15 protein-coding genes are annotated in these 17972 nt (G+C 71.4%); 4 read left to right on the forward strand and 11 right to left on the reverse strand.

All coding sequences use genetic code 11. The annotated features are described in order from the left end of the window. Window positions 1–138 precede the first annotated feature (138 nt). From AQJ46_RS20845 to AQJ46_RS20865, 5 genes are read right to left on the reverse strand one after another with little or no spacing between them, the layout of a single operon-like run. Complete coding sequence (locus AQJ46_RS20845) at window positions 139–897, reverse strand: ABC transporter ATP-binding protein (RefSeq protein ID WP_059207302.1); 759 nt, start codon at window positions 895–897, stop codon at window positions 139–141. Window positions 898–935: 38 nt separating this feature from the next. After that, a complete protein-coding gene (locus tag AQJ46_RS20850; RefSeq protein WP_079072368.1) occupies window positions 936–1784 on the reverse strand; it encodes an ABC transporter permease in 849 nt (282 codons plus the stop codon). After that, the gene (locus AQJ46_RS20855) at window positions 1781–2590 is read right to left on the reverse strand and encodes an ABC transporter permease (protein ID WP_225887372.1); all 810 of its coding nucleotides are present in this window, start codon (window positions 2588–2590) and stop codon (window positions 1781–1783) included. Before AQJ46_RS20855 ends, AQJ46_RS20850 begins: the two co-directional genes overlap by 4 nt. A 59-nt stretch (window positions 2591–2649) precedes the next feature. Beyond that, entirely contained in the window at window positions 2650–3633 is a 984-nt protein-coding gene (locus AQJ46_RS20860; RefSeq protein WP_059207043.1) for an ABC transporter substrate-binding protein, read from the reverse strand. A 56-nt stretch (window positions 3634–3689) separates the two neighbouring features. Further along, on the reverse strand, window positions 3690–4556 hold the full coding sequence (locus AQJ46_RS20865; protein ID WP_059207044.1) for a TIGR03619 family F420-dependent LLM class oxidoreductase: 867 nt from the start codon (window positions 4554–4556) through the stop codon (window positions 3690–3692). 110 nt (window positions 4557–4666) lie between these two features. On the opposite strand from AQJ46_RS20865, the gene AQJ46_RS20870 reads away from it, so the two are divergent. Beyond that, window positions 4667–5923 carry a cytochrome P450 gene (locus AQJ46_RS20870; protein ID WP_059207045.1) on the forward strand — a complete coding sequence of 419 codons (1257 nt, stop codon included), beginning with the start codon at window positions 4667–4669 and terminating at the stop codon, window positions 5921–5923. 126 nt (window positions 5924–6049) lie between these two features. Continuing rightward, window positions 6050–9259, forward strand: coding sequence for a tetratricopeptide repeat protein (locus AQJ46_RS20875; protein WP_159064044.1), 3210 nt, complete (start codon window positions 6050–6052; stop codon window positions 9257–9259). On the opposite strand, the gene AQJ46_RS20880 is transcribed toward AQJ46_RS20875, so the two are convergent. From AQJ46_RS20880 to AQJ46_RS20895, 4 genes are all read right to left on the reverse strand, one after another. Continuing rightward, window positions 9217–9969 carry a class I SAM-dependent methyltransferase gene (locus AQJ46_RS20880; protein ID WP_059207047.1) on the reverse strand — a complete coding sequence of 251 codons (753 nt, stop codon included), beginning with the start codon at window positions 9967–9969 and terminating at the stop codon, window positions 9217–9219. The genes AQJ46_RS20875 and AQJ46_RS20880 overlap by 43 nt on opposite strands. 71 nt (window positions 9970–10040) lie before the next feature. Then, complete coding sequence (locus AQJ46_RS20885) at window positions 10041–11192, reverse strand: damage-control phosphatase ARMT1 family protein (protein WP_059207048.1); 1152 nt, start codon at window positions 11190–11192, stop codon at window positions 10041–10043. A gap of 66 nt (window positions 11193–11258) precedes the next feature. Further along, window positions 11259–11906, reverse strand: a complete 648-nt coding sequence (locus AQJ46_RS20890; protein ID WP_059207049.1) for a ScbR family autoregulator-binding transcription factor — start codon at window positions 11904–11906, stop codon at window positions 11259–11261. A gap of 70 nt (window positions 11907–11976) precedes the next feature. After that, complete coding sequence (locus AQJ46_RS20895; protein ID WP_059207050.1) at window positions 11977–12903, reverse strand: ScbA/BarX family gamma-butyrolactone biosynthesis protein; 927 nt, start codon at window positions 12901–12903, stop codon at window positions 11977–11979. Window positions 12904–13049: 146 nt separating this feature from the next. On the opposite strand from AQJ46_RS20895, the gene AQJ46_RS20900 reads away from it, so the two are divergent. After that, entirely contained in the window at window positions 13050–13712 is a 663-nt protein-coding gene (locus AQJ46_RS20900) for a ScbR family autoregulator-binding transcription factor (RefSeq protein WP_059207051.1), read from the forward strand. A 101-nt stretch (window positions 13713–13813) separates the two neighbouring features. On the opposite strand, the gene AQJ46_RS20905 is transcribed toward AQJ46_RS20900, so the two are convergent. Further along, window positions 13814–15598, reverse strand: coding sequence for a S8 family peptidase (locus tag AQJ46_RS20905; protein ID WP_057611096.1), 1785 nt, complete (start codon window positions 15596–15598; stop codon window positions 13814–13816). Window positions 15599–15965: 367 nt separating this feature from the next. On the opposite strand from AQJ46_RS20905, the gene AQJ46_RS20910 reads away from it, so the two are divergent. Beyond that, a complete protein-coding gene (locus AQJ46_RS20910) occupies window positions 15966–16901 on the forward strand; it encodes a lytic polysaccharide monooxygenase (RefSeq protein WP_059207052.1) in 936 nt (311 codons plus the stop codon). A gap of 18 nt (window positions 16902–16919) precedes the next feature. On the opposite strand, the gene AQJ46_RS20915 is transcribed toward AQJ46_RS20910, so the two are convergent. Further along, on the reverse strand, window positions 16920–17582 hold the full coding sequence (locus tag AQJ46_RS20915; RefSeq protein WP_059207053.1) for a hypothetical protein: 663 nt from the start codon (window positions 17580–17582) through the stop codon (window positions 16920–16922). Window positions 17583–17972 lie beyond the last annotated feature (390 nt).

Here is a 17972-nt window from a genome sequence, read left to right on the forward strand (position 1 = left end):
GGCCGGGCACTACCCAGGGCGCTCCGGCGGCATCCGCCGGGGCACACATGATCACACCATCGCGTGAATCCGGACTGAACTCGGGAGTTATCGGAAGGACTTGTGGCGTTGATCTCCACGTACGCAGAGTCCACCCGTTCACTCCGCTTCCCTACTGCGCACCGCCCGCCCCACCTCCGCCCGCAGTGCGACGAACTCGGGCAGTCCCCGGGTGGCGATCTGGTCCCGCTGCCCGCGGAGCCGGACCGGCAGGTCCCGGACGATCCTCGAGCCGGGGCCCGGGGAGAGGACGACGACGCGGTCGCCGACGTAGACGCTCTCGTCGATGTCGTGGGTGACGAACACAATGGTGGTGCCGTCGGTGCGGTGGACCTCCAGGAGCAGGTCCTCCAGGTCCTCCCGGGTCTGGGCGTCCAGGGAGCCGAAGGGTTCGTCCATGAGGAGGAGGGTGGGGCGGCAGACGAGGGCACGGGCGATGGCGACGCGCTGCTGCATACCCCCGGAGAGCTGCCAGGGGTGACGGCGGGCGGCGCCGGACAGGCCGACGCGGTCGAGGATGCGGTCCGCCTCGGCACGCCGTTCGGCCCGGCCGAGGCCGCGGCGGCGCAGCGGCAGGGCGACGTTGTCGCGGACCGTGAGCCAGGGGAAGAGGGAGCGGCCGTAGTCCTGGAAGACGACGGCCAGACTGTCGGGGACGCCGGTGACCGGCGCGCCGTCGATGGTGACCGTGCCCTCGCGGGCGGGGAGCAGGCCGGCGATGGTGCGCAGCAGGGTGGACTTGCCGCAGCCGGACGGGCCGACGACGCACAGGAGTTGGCCCGCGGGGACGGTGAGGGTGATGTCGTGCAGAACGCGGTGGTCGCCGTAGTGCTGGCCGACCGCGGTGAGCTGGAGCATGCGCTCGGTCCCCTGTTCCTGGGTGCGCGTCGCGTGGCTCATGTGGCCCTCCCCCTGCCGATCAGTCGTTTCTCGATGACCAGCAGTCCGGTGTTGAGCAGATAGCCGAGGGCACCGAGCAGGACCAGCGCCGCCCATACGGTGAGCAGGTCGGAGCGGGTCTGGGCTTCGGTGAGCGTGAAGCCGATGCCGTTCGCGGTGCCGGGCAGCAGTTCCGAGAACACCATGAGGATGAGGGAGAGCGAAAGGCTCAGGCGCAGTCCGGCGAAGATGCGGGGCAGGGCGGAGGGCAGGACGAGGAACCACAGGCGTTCGGCGGTGTTCAGGCGCAGGACCGCGGCGACGTCGAGGCGCAGCGGGTCGGTGTTGCGGACGCCGGCCGCGGTGTTGATCAGCACCGGCCAGACGGCGCTGAAGGCGATCGAGGCGATCTGCATCGGGGTGCCGAACGCGAAGACCACGACGAAGACGGGGACCAGGGCGGGAGGCGGGACGGCCCGGGCGAACTGAAGGACGGGGTCGGCCAGCGCGTACGCCCACCGCGAGCGGCCGACCGCGACACCCAGCACGATCCCGGCGACGGCCGCCAGCGCGAACCCGGCGGCCATCCGGCCGAGGCTGGGCAGGATGTCGTTCACCGCGGCCGAGCTGAGGAAGAGATGCCGGGCGGGTCCGTCGAACCACAGCTCGTGGACGTGGCGGGCGATGCGGGCCGGAGGCGGGAAGTAGACGCTGCCGTGGGCACGGGCGGCCCACTCCCATACGCCGGCCGCCAGGACGAGGGCCGGCCACCGGAGGAGGGCGGGGTGGGCGGCGGCTCGGGAGCGGGCCGGAAGCGACGCCGACGCCGGGCCCCCCTGTGGTGCGGTGTCCGCTTCCCCGCTCACACCCGAGCCCCTCCCCCGGCGGCCTCCCGATGTTCCGGCGTCCAGGGAAACAGCCGTCGCTCGCCCCACACCAGCAGCCCGTTGACGACGAGCCCCAGCGTCCCCGCCCACACCACACCCGCCAGGACGTCCCTCGTGCCGTCCGTGGCCAGGCCCGCCTGGGCGATGAAGATGCCGAGGCCTTCGCCGAAGCCGGAGAGGATCTCCGTGGCGACGGCGAGGATGAGCGCGACGGCGGCGGAGATGCGGATGCCGGCGGCGATGAAGGGGGCCGTGGCGGGGAGTTCGGCGCGCAGCAGGACCGCGAGGCGGCCGAAGCCGAAGGCGCGCAGGGTGTCCTTGGCGAGGGGGTCGGTCTCGCCCAGGCCGTAGACGGTGTTGAAGAGGATCGGCCACACCGAGGCGTAGGTGATCAGCGCGACCTCGGTCTCGGTTCCGGAGCCGAGGAGCAGGGAGACCAGGGGGATCAGGGCGACGGACGGCAGGGGCCGCAGCAACTCCACGATCGCCCGGGTGGCGGTGTCGACGAGCGGCACGCTGCCCAGCAGCAGGCCGAGTGGTACGGCGATCGCACAGGCGAGGCCGAGGCCCAGCGCCCAGGCCCGCAGGGTCGCTCCGATCCCGTCGAGGAAGACCGGGTCCCCCGCCAACTCCACGGCCCGGCCGAGGACTTCGGTGGCGGGCGGCAGATAGCTGCGGCGGACAAGGCCGGCCCGGCTCACCGCCTCGCACACGCCGAACGCGAGCAGCACACCGAGGAGCCCGAGCCACAGTTCCTGACGTCCCCTCAGCCGCCGCACGGACACCGCCCCCTCATGCCCCACGCCGACGACGCGCTCTCATGCCCCGCACCGGCGAACGCCGCTCACTTCACCAGCAACGTGGTGGGATCGATCGGTTTCTTCAGCATCTTCTGTTTCTCCATGAGCTCGGTGAGCCGGGCGAGCTGCGTTCCGTCCATGGTGGCCGGGTACACCGGCAGGTCGATCTTCTCCGCCTGCTCCTTGGTGACCTTGGTGTACGTCGGCAGCACCTCACGCACCAGGGACGGATCCGCTGCGGCGAGCTTGACGGCCGCTTTCAGGGCCCGTTGGAACCGGGCGAGCGCATCGGCGTTCTTCCCGGCGAACCTCTCCGTCGTGATGTAGCCGCTGAGCGGGATCGACTCGACGGGGGCGGACGACCCGTCCACCAGCACCCTGGCCCCCAGCTCGTCCTGGATGGAGCTGTCGAAGGGCTCGACCGCGTGCACGGCGTCGACCTGTCCCTTGTCCAGGGCGGCGCCCATCTGCGGGAAGGGGATCTGCCGGTAGACGGGGCGGCCGACGCCCTGTTTCGCCAGGATCTCGTTGAAGGTCAGCGACTGGACGTTGTTGAGGACGTTGACGGCGAGCTTCTTGCCCGCGAGATCGGCGAGGGTCTTGATGTCGGAGTCCTTCGGCACCAGGACGTCCATCATGCGCGGCGCGGCCCTGATCGCCTCGGCGACGATGCGGATGTCGAGGGTGCCCTGGTCCTGGGCCTGGAAGTAGGTGACGTAGTTCGCGCTCGCGACCATGTCGATCTGCCCCTTGGACAGGGCGGGCAGCGCCTGGAGGCTCTGCTGGATCTGCTGGACGCGGACGTCGAGGCCTTCCTTCTTGAACAGCCCCCGGTTCTGGGCGATGTAGAGCATGGCGCAGTCGCTCAGGGGCAGCGCGGCCACCCTGACCGTCGTACGCCCGCCGTCCGAGGACGTGGAATCCCCGTCACCGCCGCAGGCCGTGAGCACCAGTGCGAGGGCGGCCGCGGCGGCCGCCGCCTTCCCGCTTCCCGAACGCCAAGGTCGTAACGTCAGTCCCCACGTCATCCGGGCATGATGACCGATCGATTGACATGATCACTACACCAAGGTCAGCCGAATCGTCACTCCTCGGAGAAGGCCGAAAGGATCTCCTCCGCGACCCAGCCGAGCGCGTCGGGCAGCGCCTCGGTGGCCACCGGCAGCCACAGCGAGCAGGCGGTGAGCCCCGCTTCGGCCAGCTGCCCCAGTTCCTCGCGGACCCGCTCGGCCGTGGGATGCGCGCCGCCCAACGGACGCCGCCCCGGCGGTTGTACGGCGGCCTCGAAGCCCGGCGGTACGAGCATCAGGCCTTCCGTGAGCTCCAGGACGTTGGCCGGATCCCGCCCCGCCTTCTCCCCGAGCTCGACCAGCCGGCCCCGCACCTCGGCGACTCCGGCCGCGTCCAGCCCGGAGCCGTGCCAGGCGGCGCCGTACCGCAGCGCCCGCCTGAGGGCCGCGTCGCTGTGGCCGCCGACCCACACGGGCGGCCCCCCGGGTGTGCGCGGCCGCACCCCGAGCCGCACCTCGGCCTCGTCGCGCCACAACTTCCGTACGGCGTCCAGCTGTTCGTCGGCTCGCTTGCCCCGCCCGCTGAACGGCACCCCGGCGGCGGCGAACTCCGCGGTGTCCCAGCCGGTGCCCACGCCGAGCGTGAACCGGCCGCCGGACAGCCGGTCGAGCGTGGCCGTCTGGTGGGCGACGACGACAGGCTGGTACAGGGGCAGGATCAGGACGCTGGTCACCAGCCGGATCCGGGTGGTCGCCCCGGCCACGGCGGACAGCAGGACCAGCGGATCCGGAGTCACGCCCACCGCTCCCGCGAGCAGATGGCTGCTCGCGATGAGATGGTCGAAGCCCAATTCCTCGGCGGTACGGGCGGTTTCGAGTACACCGTCGAGTTCGTCCTCGTGCGCGGGCCACAGGCGGTGCGGTGCGACTCCCAGACGCATGGCGTGCGACTCCCTTGGGTGAGGGGCAGAGGCTGGTGCATCCGGGCCAACAAGGCGACGGCCTCCTCTCATCCCTTGCCGAGCCACCTCCTTCACGTCACGGTGGTCGCATGCGCCAGGTCCCGCCCGTCCCCGACGTCTTCGACCCGCGCCAGTACGGCGACGCGGTCCCCTACGCCGCCTACCGCGTCCTGCGCGACCATCACCCGGTGGCCTGGCAGGAGGAGTCCGAGGTGCTGGGCTGGCCGGCCGGGCCGGGGTTCTGGGCGGTGACCCGGCACGCGGACGTGGTCCGGGTGCTCAAGGACTCGACGACGTACTCCTCGTACCTGGGCGCGACCCAGATCCGGGACCCGGATCCGGCGGACCTGCCCTTCATCCGGCGCATGATGCTCAATCAGGACCCGCCGGACCACGGCAGGTTGCGGCGGCTGGTGGCCCGCGCCTTCACTCCGGGCCGCATCGAGCGCTTCGCCGCGGTGGCCGAGCAGAGGGCGCGGGCCCTGTTCACCGCCGCCCTGGAGACCGCCCGCGCCGCCGACGGCACGGTCGACCTCGTCTCCGCCGTCACGGACGACTACGCCCTGCTCAACCTCACCGACCTGCTGGGCGTCCCGGACAGCGACCGGAAGCTGCTGCTGCGCTGGACGCGGCGGGTCATCGGCTACCAGGACCCGGACGAGGCCGGTCCGCAGGTGCTTGACGGGGACGGGACGCCGGTCGATCCACGCTCGCCCGCGATGCTGGCCGACATGTTCGGGTACGCCCGGCAGCTGGCCGCGTACAAGAAGGAGCACCCGGCCGACGACGTGCTGACCACCCTCGCCCACGACACCGAACTCGCCGACGGCGCCCTGGAGATGTTCTTCTTCCTGCTGACCGTCGCCGGCAACGACACCGTGCGCAGCGCGGCGCCCGGTGGGCTGCTGGCACTGGCCGAACACCCGGCGGCGTATCGGGGGCTGCGGTCCGACCCCGGCCGGCTCCCCACCGCGGTCGACGAGTTGCTGCGCTGGCATCCGCCGGTCCTCACCTTCCGACGAACGGCCGTACACGACACCCGGCTGGCCGGACAGCGGATCCGCGCGGGCGACAAAGTGGTCGTCCTCCACGCCTCCGCCAACCGTGACGAGCGGGCGTTCGAGGCGCCCGACGCGCTGGACCTGTCCCGCACACCGAATCCGCACGTGTCCTTCGGCGACGGCCCGCACATCTGCCTCGGAGCCCACTTCGCACGGCTCCAGCTGCGGGCCTTCTACCGGGAGGCCCTGCGCGCGCTGCCCGCGCCGCAGGTCGTGGGCAGGCCCGAACGGCTCGTTTCGAACTTCATCAACGGGATCAAGTCCCTGCGCGTCCACGTGACATGAGAACCTGAACGGGAGAGGGGTTCGGACGTAGCCGTCGAGGTGTGTGCCGACAGGGGGTCCTCGGTGTTCGGGGCAGAGTTGTTCACCCAGACCGCTGCCGCCGCAGCGGGCACGATGGTCGGGCTGATGACCACGGATGCCTGGCAGGCGGCCAGGCATCGGATCGCGCGGATCCTGCGGCGGGAGGATGTGGAGCGGCTGGAGCGGGCGCGGGCGGAACTGGACGCCGCGCCGCCGGGGCGGCAGCAGGTCATCCTGCGGGAGCAGCGGGACGATCTGGACACGACCCTGCGTGCTCTGCTGTCCAGGGACCCCGCGCTGTCCGGTCTGCTGACCGAGTTCGTCCAGGAGTTCTCGGGCTTCGCGCGCCCGGTCTTCATCCAGGTCCAGCAGCCCCCGGCCCCGGTGGAGCCCGTCCGGGCCCCTGGTGCGCTGACCGTGGCGCCGCCCCTGGGCCGGCTCGACCGCCGGGTGCGTGGCCGTGAGCCGCTCCTGGACACGCTCAAACAGCTGGTGGGAAAGCCGACTTCGGGTGTGCGGGTGCTGCACGGCATGGGCGGGAGCGGGAAGACGACGGTCGCCCTGGAGATCGCCGCCCACGCCGCCGCGCTGAACGTCGACGTGTGGTGGGTGACCGCGAAGAACCCTGCCACGCTGAGTGCGGGGATGCGCGAGGTCGTGGCCGCGCTGGGCACACCCGCGGATCTCATCGACCGTGCCTGGTCGGGCCGTTCGAGCGCGACCGACCTGTTGTGGCGACGGCTGTGCGACACCGCGAGCCCCTGGCTGCTCGTGGTGGACAACGCCGACGAGCCCGAACACCTGGCGCCCTACGGCCGGTTGGCGGAGGGCACGGGCTGGATCCGGCCCGCCGCGGAGCTGCCCGGCCTGGTGCTGATCACCAGCCGGGACAGCAGCCCGACGACCTGGGGGCCGTGGGCGACGCTGCACTCGGTGGACGCCCTGGAGGAGGACGACGCCACCGAGGTGCTGTGGGACCTCGCCGGGGAGCGGGCCGGCTCACGTGAGGACGCCCGGCTGCTGACCCGGCGACTCGGCGGGCTGCCCCTGGCGCTGCGCATCGCGGGCTCGCATCTCGCGGCGGCCTCGGCGTTCCCCGCATGGCCGGGCACGACGACCGTGCGGACGTACGCCGACTACCGCGTGGCGCTCGACGAACGCTTCACCGAACTCCTCGACGAGCGCCCGCACGGGCGGCAGGGCAGCAACTACTCCGTCCCGGTGACCGGTACCTGGGAGCTGTCACTGGACCTCCTCGAGCGGCGGGGCATCGTCCAGGCCCGGCCGCTGATGCGGCTGCTGTGCTGTTTGGGCGAGGCGCCCGTGCCCCTCCTCGCCCTGTTACGCCCCGACCGGCTCGCGGACTCGTCGCTGCTGCCCGGTGTCACGCCCCAGGAGCTGTACACCGCGCTCACCTCGCTCGCCGACTTCGGTCTGGTCGAGCTGCACACCCCGCCCGGCGGGGACGACCACACCCGCACCCTGCTGATGCACCCGCTCGTCCGGGACGCCGGCCGGCTCCAGCGGGACCTCGCCGAGCACCTGAAGGAGTACGCGGCCGTCGTCGCCGACCTGGTCGTGTGCGCCACCGCCGAGCTGAGCGAGGACGACCCGCGCGACTGGCCGCGCTGGCGGCTGCTGCAGCCGCACTGCGACGCCCCGCTGGCCCTGATCGGCGACCCGTACGAGGCGGAGGACGAACTCGTCTCGAAGGCGCTGCGGGCGGCGGCGGCCGGGGCCCGGCATCTGATCAAGAGGGGCTGGCTGGACCGGGCGGAGGAGGTGCTCGGGGCCTGCGAGCCGGTGGTGCTCGCGTGCGGTCCGCGTGACCCCGACGCCCTCGAAGTACGGTCCGCCGCCGCCCACTTGCTCCATCTACGTGGCCGGCTGCCGGCGGCCGAGTCGCTGCTGCGCACGGTGCTGGAGGACACCCGGGCCCTGTTCGGCGACGCCGCCGGCGAGACCGCTGACGCCCGGTACGCCCTCGCGAACCTGCTCAACGGCCGGGGCCGCCCGGTCGAGGCGGCGACCGAGTACCGCGCGGTCCACGCCACGCGCCGGACCCTGCTGGGCGAGCGCGATCCCCGGACCCTCGCGGCCCGCAAGGGCGTGGCGTGGATGGCGCGCTACCGAGGGTTGCTCGCGGAGGCCGAGGAGGACTACCGCCTGCTTCTGGACGCCTATCGGGAGACACTCGGCGCGAACCACCCCGACACCCTGGTCACCCGGCACGAGATGGCCCAGGTGCTGCACGAGCGCGGGATGTTCCGGCAGGCGGAGCAGGAGCTGCGGGAGACGCTCCAGGTGTGCGCGGACGTCCTGGGCGAGCGCCACCCCAGCACCCTCGCCGTGCGCCACGACCTCGCGGACGTCCTGCGCGACCGCGGCCTGCTCGTGGAGGCCGAGCACGAGTTCCGTGCGGTGCTCGGACTGCGCGCCGACGCCTACGGCGAGGACCATCCGGAGACCGTGGCCGCCCGGCACGGCCTGGCCACCGTGCTGCGCGACCGGGGCTGGCCCACCGACGCGGAGACCGAGTTCCGGGAGGTCTTCGAGGTCCAGCGGCGACTGCTCGGTGACATGCACCCCCATACCCTGGAAGTCCGCCACAACCTGGCCGACCTGCTGATGGAACGCGGCCAACTGGAGGCTGCGGAGGCGGAGTTCAGGGAGGTGTACGCGGCGCGCCGCGAGGTGCTCGGCGAACAGCACCTGCTCACCCTCTCGGTACGGCACGGCGCCGCGCACGTCCTGCATCTGCGGGGCCGTACCGACCGGGCCGAGACCGAGTACCGCACGGTCCTTGCGGACTGCGTGGACACGCTCGGCCCCCGCCACCCCGGCACGCTCGCGGTCCGGCACAACCTGGCCGACCTGCTCAAGGACCAGGGCCGGTTCGCGGCGGCGGAACAGGAGTTCAGGGAGGTGTACGAGGCCCGGCGGACCGTACTCGGCGAACAGCACCTGCTGACCCTGTCCGTACGGCACGGCGCCGCGCACGTCCTGCATCTGCGCGGGCACGTCGAGCAGGCGGAGGCGGAGTACCGGACGGTGCTCGCGGACTGCGTGCAGACGCTGGGGCCACGGCATCCGGGAACCCTGGCGGTCCGGCACAACCTGGCCGACCTGCTCTGCCTCAAGGGGGAACACGCGGCGGCCGAGGCGGAGTTCACGGAGGTACGGGAGACCTGTGAGGAGGTGCTGGGACTACGACACCCGCGGACCCTGGCCGCCCGGGACGCCCTCGCCCGGCTGCGTTCCAGGGACGGGGATCAGGCGCCGAGCGATCCCGACTCGGCGACCGCCGGCTCGTAGCCCGGGAAACGGGCGGGGATCTGCCGCAGGTCCCACAGCGCGAGCGACTTGTCGTCGTAGAAGTCGTCGGACTCGTCGTCACCGATGACGCGCAGCGGTTCGGGCAGGCCGAAGGGCTCCTTGCACAGGTCGATGGGGCGCCACCAGCCGGTGAGGATGTCGGTGTTGGCGGGCGTCCGGGAGAAGGTCGTGGTGAGCAGATAGCGCGAACCGCTCTCGCGGAAACGGGTCAGTGCCTCCACCACATGCTGGTAGGAGAAGTGCACGAGGGCATCCCGGCACACGATGAGGTCGACGCGCGGCACGGGCTGGGCCGTGAAGTCGAGCAGCTGGAACTCGCGCCCCGGGCCGGCGTGGTCGGCGCGGTTGGCCGTGATGAGCTCCGTGACGACGTCCCCGCCGAGATAGGAGGCGCCGTGCAGGTCGACGTGCTGCATCCAGTTGAAGTCCCCGCACGGCGCGTCCAGCACCGAGCGGACACCCAAGTCCTTGATGAGGGCGCTGAGTTGTCCGATCACCCGCTTCATGCGCTGCAGCTCGGAGCCCGGTCCTGAGCGGGTCTCGTCGGACCCCCAGCGGTTGGTGCGGTAGATGTCCGTGAACACGTCGTGCAGGTCGGCCTCGGCACGGGCGTCCGTGACGTCGACATAGCGCCGTGCGTCCACGTCGTAGACGGGCTCCCCTGGATTGCTCAGGTACCGCGGGGTCAATGACGTCCTCTTTCGCTGCCCGTCGGCGGGACGTATGGCAGCCCACCTGTGCTAGGTCGGAAGCTTACGCCTCAGGGCCGGACCTGGATGAGCGCATGGGTCCCGCTGGTCCGCCAGCGCTGCCCCTCCGCCTCGTCCAGCGCGGCCTCCGTACGGTCGTCGAGGCCGGTGATCACATCGGACTTCAGGGTGCGCAGGGCAGCGACCGGTCCCGGGAAGTACGCGGTCACCTCGGCGAAGGACGTGGTCGGCGCCCACCATCGATCCCCCACCAGGCGCCGGTAGTTGAGGTCTCCCTTCAGGACCGTCAGCGCGGCCCCGCCGATCTCCGCACGAAGGTCGTCCGGCATGTCCGCGTACGGCAGCGGAGCGCAGGAGAAGGGGTGCGCACGGACACTCAGCCGTCCGTCGGCCATGGCGTCCCACAACCGGCGCCCGTACTCCGCGGCCCGCCCCGGCGCCCGCACGAGCCGGCGCAGCGCGTCGACCACGTCGGCGGTGGTCGCGTCGGAGACGTAGTAGGGGTACGGCTTCACGTGCAGAACGGCCCGCTCGATACGACCGTGTTCCAGGAGGTGGGCCAGCAGCAACAGATCGGGAATCAGCTCACGTCCGGCATTGTCGGCGATCAGGCAGAGGGTGCCGGAACCGTCGAGCAGCGACCAGAGCCGGTCGCTGTCGTCGGCGACCAGATCCGGTACGGCGTCCCGGCTCTCGGCGTCACCGTCGGAGAGCCGGAACCCGAGGTCGGCCCGGTTCCCCCACAACGATCCGTGCAGCAGGGCCGCCCCCTGCTCCTCGGCCGTCCGGGAGGCGAGTTCGTCCAGAGCTGCCAGCTCGTGGTCGGTCTCCTGGGAGTCGAGTTCGGCGAGCTTGGAGGGCCGGAAGGGGTCGATGCCACGCCAGGGCCCGTCCCCGAAGTAGCCGACGGCATCAAGGAGCCGGCGATAGAAGTAGCTCTCGGACCACAGCCACGGCACGTCGAACCAGGACTGCCCGACGTGGTCGTCGATTCCCCACTCGCGCCACGCCCCGTCGGGGAGGGGTTCGATCACTCCTTTGGTGCAGCTGTCGAGCAGCGCGTCAAGTGCCCCGTGTTGCTCGGGCCCGTAGGGAAAGGCCTCCCTCACCTGCCCGATGATGGCGGGGTGCCGCTCGGCGAGCACGCTGAACGGAAAGGACTCGGGTGCACTGCCGAGGATGACAGCCGCGCTGGGAGACATGCCCCGACTGTAGCCACCTGGAGGCGTGAGGCTGAGGCCACCCACCGGCACGGGCCGGAACAGGGCTCACCCGCTCCGGGACTCCTGCTCCAGCTGGCTGACCAGAGCCAGATACCGCGCCCGTCGAGGAACCGGCACCAGCCCCCGGATCATGACGTGCCACATCTCGGCGAGCCGCCGCGGCTGCCGCCCCACCGGCTCCAGATGCCGTCCCACCACCCGCGTCCCGACAAAGAAGCAGACAAGGGAGTGCGCGACCGCGTCCACATCGGTGTCGGGATGGAGGTCGGACTCCTTGACCGCACCCAGCAGCTTCCCGGTGGCCAGGTCGAGCCACTCCGTGAACGGATGCCGAAGCGGCGGCCGCACCTCGACCCCGCCGGTGGCGAGCCGGAGTCCGGCGCGGAGCACCGGCCCCTCGACCGACAACCGCGCTATCCCGAAGGTGATGCGCACCAGCGCCTCCATCGAGGTGTACCCCCGGGCGTCCACGTCCCCGGCCACCTGCCGCGACGTCCGTGACTGGATCTCCATGATCGCGTGCGCGAGATCGTCCTTCGCCGCGAAGTGGAAGTACAGCGCGCCCTTGGTGACCTGGGCGTGCTCGACGATGTCGCTGAGACTGGTCGATTCATAGCCACGGCGGTCGAACAGCTCGGCGGCGGCGGTGAGGATCGTCGCTCGGGTCTGTTCAGCGCGTAACTGCCTCGGCATCGACTGCACACTCCTGTGACGGAAAAGAACGGGTCATGCCGTTTGTTTCTTACTCCCTGTACAAGATAACTCACCCTGCGACGGCACCCACTCGGCACTCGAAGACCACCGACTCCCCTTGCAGCGCGACGACTTGTACGTCGCCGCCGTCCTCTGCGCTCACTTCCATCCAGACCGGCCGGTCGAGCTCCGCGTACTGGTGAAAGCCGGCGTGGAAGGACACCGGCACCCGGCTCTCGTCACCTCCGTGCGCCCGTACGGCCTGGCGGGCGGCCTCCAGGAGGAGCATGCCGGGGATGTGGTCCAGCGGGTGATCGAAGAAAACAGGATGTCCGGTATCGACGCGGAGCCGCCGGCGACCCGGGCGGACCGCGGGCGACAGGAGGACGTCGGCGCGCAGGGCCCGCCCCACCGTGTCGGCCGGGAGCAGCTCGGGGGGCGGCTGGGGCAACCGCAGGGTGCCGACGTCGGCGGTCCGTCCCCCGCGCAGTCGGCGGTAGACGGACTCGTTCGTCCAGGTCACGGCGACCCCGCCGGTCGCGATCCGTTCGCCGCCCAGGCGTACGACCGCGTCGTAGCGCAGGGCGGCCGGGCGGCCGGCGCGGCGGCGGACCTCTCCGACCGTGATGTCGATGACGGGCTCGGCCGGGGCGGCACCGACGGCCAGGTGCTCGGGGCGCGTGTCGACACGCAGTTCCCGCAGGACGAACTGATGACCCAGCGGCACCTCGTACACCGCGTGGGCGAGCAGCGCCCCGCACTGGCGGACCGTTTCTGCAACCAGGAGCGGTTCGTACGCCGAGCCGTCCGGGGACACGTGTAACCGATGGCTGCGCGGCCACTGGGCGGTGATGGTGAACCGGTCGGTGTCCGTCCTGGTCCAGCCGGTGAGGAGGACCTCCGCGACGGCCACGCGGTGCACGAGTTCACGGGGGACGGTCGCCGTCAGCACCCCTGTCCCGGCCGGGGTCCGCGTGAGCTGCCGCAACTCTGGCATGTCTCCCCCTCGTTCCTCCGAAGCGATGACGGACGGCGAGGTGCCCGTGCCGGTGAGCGCTAGAGTACGAGGGATTCCGGTCTGTTTTCAATGTGACCTGATCGAGACCGGACAGGATCCGAACTCGGCGCATGGGAGGGGTTCTTATGGCGAGACAGGAGCGCGCCATCAGGACACGCAGGACGATCGTGGAGGCCGCGGGCGCCGTCTTCGACGAGCACGGGTACGCCGCGAGCACCATCGCGATGGTGCTGGAGCGGGCCGAGGTCACCAAGGGTGCCCTGTATTTCCACTTTCCCTCCAAGGAATCCCTGGCCCAGGCGGTGCTCGACGAGCAGTTGTCGCTGGGGGCCGTACCGCCGCATCCGTGCAAGGTGCAGGAGATCGTCGACATGACGTTCGTCTTCGGGCAGCGGCTGCGGACCAACTCGCTGCTGAAGGGGAGCGTCCGGCTGACGGTGGACCAGTGCGCCCCGCCCGGTGTCGATCACACGGGACCGTTCCGGCAGTGGAGCGAGCATCTGGTGGCGATGCTGCAACAGGCCCGCGATCAAGGCGAGTTGCTGCCTACGGTTCAGCTGCGGGACACCGCGGACCTGCTGGTGGGGGCGTTCGCCGGGGTTCAGCTGATGTCGCGGGCACTTCACGGGCGGGAGGACCTCGGGCACCGGATCTCCGTCATGTGGTCTCACCTGCTGCCGAGCATCACGGTGCCGGGACTGCTGATCGGCCTCGACAGCCGGCCCGACCGCGGGGCCCGGGTGCTGGCGTCGGTGGAGAGCGGTGAACTGGTGGGCGCCGAGGCGTGATTCCGGGTGGATGGAGGCGCCTCCCCCGGCGCGCGCAGACGCAGGACGGGCCGGCCGGTGCCCCATCCGCACCGGCCGGCCCACTCGTTCGGGGAGTGCGCTCAGAAGGTCAGCTTCCAGCCGTTGAGCGTGCCCGTGTCCTGCGCCGCCGTGTCCTGGACGCGCAGCTTCCAGGTGCCGTTGGCGGTCTCGGAGGAGGCGTTCACGGTGTAGGTGGTGTTGACGTTGTCCGCGGAGTCCGAGGAGCTCGCCGGCTTCAGGCTGTACACCGAGCCGTCCGGGGCGACGAGGCTGATCGCCAGGTCACCGCGGTAGGTGTGGGTGATGTCCACGCCGACCTGGAGGGCCGAGGGGGCGTTGCCGCTGCGGCCGCTGACGGCGATGGAGGACTCGATCGCGGAGCCGTTGTCCGGGACGGCGACCGCGGTGGTGCTGGAGAAGGTCGTCCCCGTCGTCGTACCGCCGCCGCTCACGGCCGCGACCGTCTTCGCCGCGTCCGCCAGGCCCGCGCCGCAACCGCCCGAGCAGGCGCCCGGCAGCGGACGGGCGTTGTTCTTGATGGCGGTCTCGATCTGCGCCGGGGTCAGCGAGGAGTTCGCCGACTTCACCAGCGCGACCAGGCCCGCGATGTGCGGGGTGGCCATGCTGGTGCCCTGGTAGTAGGCGTACGACTCCGAAGAGGGCGTCGAGGCGCCGGAGTTGAGCGTGGACAGGATGCCGTTGGCGGTGCCGGTGCTGGTCTGGCCGCCGGGCGCCGAGATGTCCACGAGGGAACCGTAGTTGGAGTACGAGGCCTTGGCGCCGGCGCGGTTGGTGGCGGCGACCGAGATGATGTTGTTGCAGTTGCCCGGCGAGTGGCCGGAGACGTTCTCGTTGTCGTTGCCGGCGGCCACGACGACGGTCGTGCCGCGGCCGACGGCGTTGTTGATGGCGGTCTGGGTCGCCGAGGTGCAGGCGCCGTCGCCGCCGAGGCTCATGTTGATGACCTTGGCGACATTGGTGTTGGCGGGCACGCCGGAGACGGTGCCGCCGGACGCCCAGGTGATGGCGTCGATGATGTCGGAGTCGTAGCCGCCGCACTTGCCGAGGACGCGCACCGGGGAGATCTTCGCGCCGTACGCGATGCCCGCGACACCCTTGCCGTTGTTGGTGACCGCCGCGATCGTGCCGGCGACGTGCGTGCCGTGCCAGGAGGAGCTGGAGGCGGGGATGCCCGAACCGCACTCGTTGGCCCCGTAGTAGTCGCCGGGGTCGGCCGGGTTGCTGTCGCGGCCGTTGCCGTCGACGGAGACCGCGGTGTCGGAGATGAAGTCGTAGCCGCCGACGATGTTCGCGGCGAGGTCGGAGTGGGTGACGTAGCCCGTGTCGATGACGGCGACGGTGACGCCGCTGCCGGTCGACGTGGGCCAGGCGCCCGGCACGTTCATGCCGGCGGTGGACTCGAACAGGTCCCACTGCTTGGCGTACTCGGTGTCGTTCGGGTCGGCCTGCGGCTTGTTCAGGCGGTCCGGTACGACGTAGGCGACCTGCGGGTCCGCCTTGAACTCGGCGACGGCGTCGGCGACTTCGGCCTTGCTGGGGTTCGCGCCGAGATCGACGAGAGCGGCCCCGGTGCCGAGTCTGCGCTGGAAGTCGGCGTCCTTGGCGGCGGCGTCGGCCTCGGCGGCCTTGTTCGACGTGGCCTCGGTGGTGCCGGTCCGGTATCCGACGATGAGGCGCTCGGCCTGGATGCCGGGGGCGGCCTCGGTGAGCGCGGCCGGGACGGCGGCTTCCTGGGCGGGGGCGTCCTGGGCGACGGCGACGGAGGCCGTGCCGACCGAGAGCAGGGCCGCGGAGACGGCGGCGGCGGATATCAGCTTCCGCCGGAGGGAGGGGGAGGTACGCAAGGGCTTGCCTTTCGTGGCCGTGCTCCGGGCAGCGCGGAGCGGCAGTCGAATCGCTTCGTCGGTGAAGCGGCGGGGGGTGAAGCCAAGAGCGCGGCGGCCGGCCAGACGGAGGCGCGTGACCCGTTCGGGGTTACCTGTGGGTCAGCTGTGGTCGAACGATAGGCAAAGAGCTGGTCATGCGGATACAGGGGAAACCCTTGATCCGGCCGAGAACGCACCCTCTGCGGTGGCCGGTTGACCGATGGCGGCCGCTTTGCCCGTCTCTGCGCGGAGGTGGACGACCCGCTGAGCCGGTGAACGCGCGAGGCTCCTTTCCCGTACTGCACGGAAGCCCGTAGTTCCCGCGCCGCCCGAGGAGGCGTTCCGGATGGCCCGGATGCCCTGGACCACCGCCCGTCGCACGAGTGCGGCGGTCGCCGCCCTGTCCCCGTTCCTGCTGACCGTGTTCGCGGCGGCGCCCGCGCAGGCCCACGGCGCTCCCACGGATCCGGTCAGCCGGGTCTTCGCCTGCTCCCCCGACGGCGGCTCCTCGGGCACGGCGGCATGCCGCGCCGCCGTGGCGGCCAACGGCTCGCCCTTCACGGCGTGGGACAACCTGCGGGTCGCCAACGTGAACGGCCGGGACCGGCAGACGATCCCCGACGGCAAGCTGTGCAGCGGCGGCCTGCCCGCCTACCAGGGCCTCGACCTGGCCCGCTCCGACTGGCCGTCGACCCGCCTGAACCCCGGTGCGACGCTGACCATGAAGTACGTCTCGACGATCCCGCACACCGGCACGTTCCGGATGTACCTCACCGAGCCCGGCTACGATCCGTCGAAGCCGCTGAAGTGGTCCGATCTGCCGGAGCAGCCGTTCGCCCAGGTGAAGGACCCGGCGCTGACGGACGGCGCGTACCGGATCAGGATGACGCTGCCGAAGGACCGGACGGGCCGGCAGGTGCTGTACACGATCTGGCAGAACAGCAGTACGGCGGACACGTACTACTCGTGCTCGGACGTGGTGTTCCCGGCAGCGGCCGACAAGGGCGGGGACGAGGGCGGGGCGAGCGCCACCGCGTCGCCGACCCGGTCGAAGGCGGCGGAGAAGCAGCCCGCCAGGAGTCCGGCGCCGGCCACCGCCTCACCCACGCCGACACCTTCCGTGGCCCGTTCGGCGGGCGGCGTCGTTCCCGACTCCACTCCGGTGGCCGCCGACGCCGACCCCGCCTCGGGGCCTTCCGCGCCCATGCTGGCGGGCGGCGCCGCCGGGGTGCTGGTGCTCACCGGGGGCGCCGCCCTGGCGCTTCGTCTGCGCCGGCGCTGAACTACACGGTCACGGAGTTCAGTTGACGTAGACCGCCTCACCGCTCGCGGTCACCGGGCTGTACTTCGCGGTCCAGAAACCGCTGGCGGGGCACAGCGAGGAGCCGGACGTCCGGGTGAACTGCTGGTTGGCGAAGGTGATGCTGTTGTCGGTGTTGTCCGCCGTTCCGGACAGGCCGGACGCCGCCTGGTAGACACAGCTGACGCTGCCCAGCAGGGTGCGCAGCACGACGGTGGTCTGGATGGCGGTACCGCTCGCCGGGGTCACGGCGACGGAACCGTCGGAGGACACGGCGGTGGTGTACGGCAGGTTGTTCACCGTGATGCTGGTGACGCCGAGGACGCCGACCACGTTCGAGGTGCAGTTGCTGAAGGTCTGCCCGGTCAGGGACTCGGTGGCGGTGCCCGGGGCGGTCGGGTTGCCGTCGACCGTGGCGGTGAACGTGGAGGCCGAGCAGCTGATCCCGCTGGTGCCCGTCGAGCTGGAGTAGAGGGTCGCGGTGGTGCCGGCGGCCAGGGACGCGCTGATGACCGAGCCCTCGGCGACGTTGGTGCCGCCGACCCCTCCGGTGGTGAGAACCGCGACATCGGCCGCGGCGGCGGGGGCGGACGCGGCCACGGCCACGGGAAGCGCGAAGGCGGCGGCAGCGGCGGTGAGGGAGAGCAGAGAACGCATACGCATGCGGGGTTGCCTCTTTCCTGAGGTGAGGGTGGGTGTGGGGGGCGCGGACGCATGTCGGCGTCCGCCGTCGCCGGTCCGTCACGCCTTCTCCGTACGTGACGGACCGGCAACGGCAGCCGGCCGGTGACCGTCCGGACACCCCATGGGGGAGGGCTCCGGCCGGGCCGGGCGAGAGGTGGCGAGCCCGCTACGGCCCAGGGGGGAAGTGACCGTTTCGGGTGCCGTGGAGGGTCGGACTCGGGCGGTGAAGAGCCCGTGAGGACAGATGGTCCGGGAAAGCGGGCAGGTGCCGCCCGACGGCTTGGATCCGGCGCCACGGATCCTGGGGAAGCCAGGGAGAGTTGTAGACCTGATCATCCGTCAACGTCAAGGTGCAACAAGGGAGTTGAT

Source organism: Streptomyces canus (assembly GCF_001514145.1).
GTDB classification, from domain to species: domain Bacteria; phylum Actinomycetota; class Actinomycetes; order Streptomycetales; family Streptomycetaceae; genus Streptomyces; species Streptomyces canus.

Bases quoted from the DNA above. Each gene is read 5' to 3' on its own strand.
- AQJ46_RS20865 (WP_059207044.1), bottom strand. From the start codon at position 4,556: ATGCGTCTGGGAGTCGCACCGCACCGCCTGTGGCCCGCGCACGAGGAC.
- AQJ46_RS20890 (WP_059207049.1), bottom strand. From the start codon at position 11,906: ATGCCGAGGCAGTTACGCGCTGAACAGACCCGAGCGACGATCCTCACC.
- AQJ46_RS20870 (WP_059207045.1), top strand. From the start codon at position 4,667: ATGCGCCAGGTCCCGCCCGTCCCCGACGTCTTCGACCCGCGCCAGTAC.
- AQJ46_RS20860 (WP_059207043.1), bottom strand. From the start codon at position 3,633: ATGACGTGGGGACTGACGTTACGACCTTGGCGTTCGGGAAGCGGGAAG.
- AQJ46_RS20915 (WP_059207053.1), bottom strand. From the start codon at position 17,582: ATGCGTATGCGTTCTCTGCTCTCCCTCACCGCCGCTGCCGCCGCCTTC.
- AQJ46_RS20910 (WP_059207052.1), top strand. From the start codon at position 15,966: ATGGCCCGGATGCCCTGGACCACCGCCCGTCGCACGAGTGCGGCGGTC.
- AQJ46_RS20895 (WP_059207050.1), bottom strand. From the start codon at position 12,903: ATGCCAGAGTTGCGGCAGCTCACGCGGACCCCGGCCGGGACAGGGGTG.
- AQJ46_RS20885 (WP_059207048.1), bottom strand. From the start codon at position 11,192: ATGTCTCCCAGCGCGGCTGTCATCCTCGGCAGTGCACCCGAGTCCTTT.
- AQJ46_RS20845 (WP_059207302.1), bottom strand. From the start codon at position 897: ATGCTCCAGCTCACCGCGGTCGGCCAGCACTACGGCGACCACCGCGTT.
- AQJ46_RS20900 (WP_059207051.1), top strand. From the start codon at position 13,050: ATGGCGAGACAGGAGCGCGCCATCAGGACACGCAGGACGATCGTGGAG.
- AQJ46_RS20875 (WP_159064044.1), top strand. From the start codon at position 6,050: ATGACCACGGATGCCTGGCAGGCGGCCAGGCATCGGATCGCGCGGATC.